Below are 1871 nucleotides of genomic sequence, written 5' to 3'. Positions count from 1 at the left end.
AACTGAATATTTAAAGATAAAAAAATGCCCTCAACACGAGGGCATAAAAGAGAACAGCCGGATTAAAACTAATCGATCACCACAGCCATCAGCGCGGTTGCAGCACCAGCACCCAGGGCTGGAATACCCCAACGCTCAAGCGCTGGTAATGAGCTGCCAGTTACTACCTCTACCGGGATATCACTGATCTCTAGTAATTTGGCGGTTGTAGAGTTCTCAAACAAACGGCTCAAAGAATTTTTCTTTGAAGTACCAATCACAATACGACTACATTCAAGTCGCGTAGCCTCATCACGAATAGCGCTACCTTTGTCACCACAGGCGTAGCTAAAGGAAAAATTCAGGCCATGCTTTTCAAGATAAGCTGATGCCGAGGCTGCAGCCAGAGTTGCACGCTCAGCATGCCACTCATTAATCGTTTGCTTGCTCAAGTATTTGCCGATGTGACGATATAAGGTAGGCTGTACGTTGCACAAGTAAAAACGTGCATTCGAATCCTGGCCATAAGTCTTCACAGCATGCTTCACTGCCATATCTGAATTTTTTGAACCATCCACAGGAATTAAAATTTTATTCATTTTGTTTTCTCCAAAATTAGGGGACTGCTCTTGTAACACCATACTTGCAGACTCCGGAACTACAACCGAAGGAGCAATCACACCTTCAAGCGCACGTCTACTTCTAATAAAACCACTTGCTAATACACCGAATACAACAGCAACTTGAATCACGTATTCCAAAGCCGAGCTTTGGGAAGTTAGCCATTCCTTAGAGATTGGCTCAGAAATCATCATTTTTGCCGCCGTCCATGCGAGGACACCAGCACCCAAGTAGGTCACAGAAGGGTAGCGCTCGACGAGTTTAAGTATTTGAGTGGATCCCCAGATCACTACAGGAATGCTAATCAACAGGCCAAGCACAACCAACACATAACTACCGTGAGACGCACCAGCCACAGCGAGAACGTTGTCCAACCCCATAATGGCATCCGCAACCACAATGGTTTTCATTGCGCCCCAAAAGGTTGTAGAAGCTTGGCCATGCTCATCACTCTCTTGCTCAGGATTGAGTAAACGATATGCAATCCATACCAATAGCAATCCACCGATCAGCATTAATCCAGGGATCTTGAGTAGATACACGACCACTAGTGTCATAGCACTTCTGACAGCAATGGCACCTACGGCACCCCAAATAATCGCCTTTTTCTGAAGATGTGCTGGCAAGTTTCTGGCAGCCATCGCAATAACAATAGCGTTATCACCTGCAAGCACCAGATCAATCACAATAATTGCCAGCAATGCCGAAAAAAATTCCGGGCTAAATAGTTCCAATTTCATCTCCTCATTTAATTACCCATGAATTCCATGGATTTCGATAGGGTTAATGTAGGCTGATTTGCTATTAGTAAAAAGCAGAGATATATTGACATTAATTTCGGAAAAAACTGACAATCAAATGCTCTATAACTACCGACACCTTTACTACTTCTGGGTAGTAGCCAAAGAAGGCAGCATGTCTAAGGCTGCCGAGCGTCTCAATATTGCAATTCAGACAATCAGCGCCCAGGTACATGAATTAGAAAAATCACTCGGTTATCTGCTCTTCAAACCAGCTGGACGGGGTATCACCTTAACTGAATCTGGATATGCAGCCCTGGAAATTGCTGATCAAATTTTTCTCCTTGGCGAGCGACTGCCGGAAGCAGTCAGAGAGGCTGCCACTTCACCTAAAACCAAAATAACGGTTGGCATATCCGATGGACTACCAAAGCTAGTAACCAGACAACTACTTGAACCAATTCTGGAAAAAAACGATGTGCAGCTGATTGCACATGAGGGTGAATTTGAAGACCTGTTAGCAGATCTCGC

The 1871-nt window shown here is 44.6% G+C and carries 2 protein-coding genes and 1 pseudogene; 1 reads left to right on the top strand and 2 read right to left on the bottom strand.

Going from position 1 to position 1871, the window contains the following annotated elements; genetic code table 11:
* Positions 1-68 precede the first annotated feature (68 nt).
* Entirely contained in the window at positions 69-578 is a 510-nt protein-coding gene (locus B7Y67_RS16720) for a universal stress protein (RefSeq protein ID WP_293599594.1), read from the bottom strand.
* A 93-nt stretch (positions 579-671) separates the two neighbouring features.
* A pseudogene (locus B7Y67_RS16715) lies at positions 672-1340 on the bottom strand (TerC family protein); the annotation flags it as partial.
* A gap of 118 nt (positions 1341-1458) precedes the next feature.
* On the opposite strand from B7Y67_RS16715, the gene B7Y67_RS16710 reads away from it, so the two are divergent.
* Positions 1459-1871 (top strand): LysR family transcriptional regulator (locus tag B7Y67_RS16710; RefSeq protein WP_293599593.1); only part of this gene is annotated, 413 nt, incomplete at its 3' end.

This window comes from Polynucleobacter sp. 35-46-11, from assembly GCF_002281105.1.
This window is presented reverse-complemented; position numbering and strand designations above follow the sequence as displayed.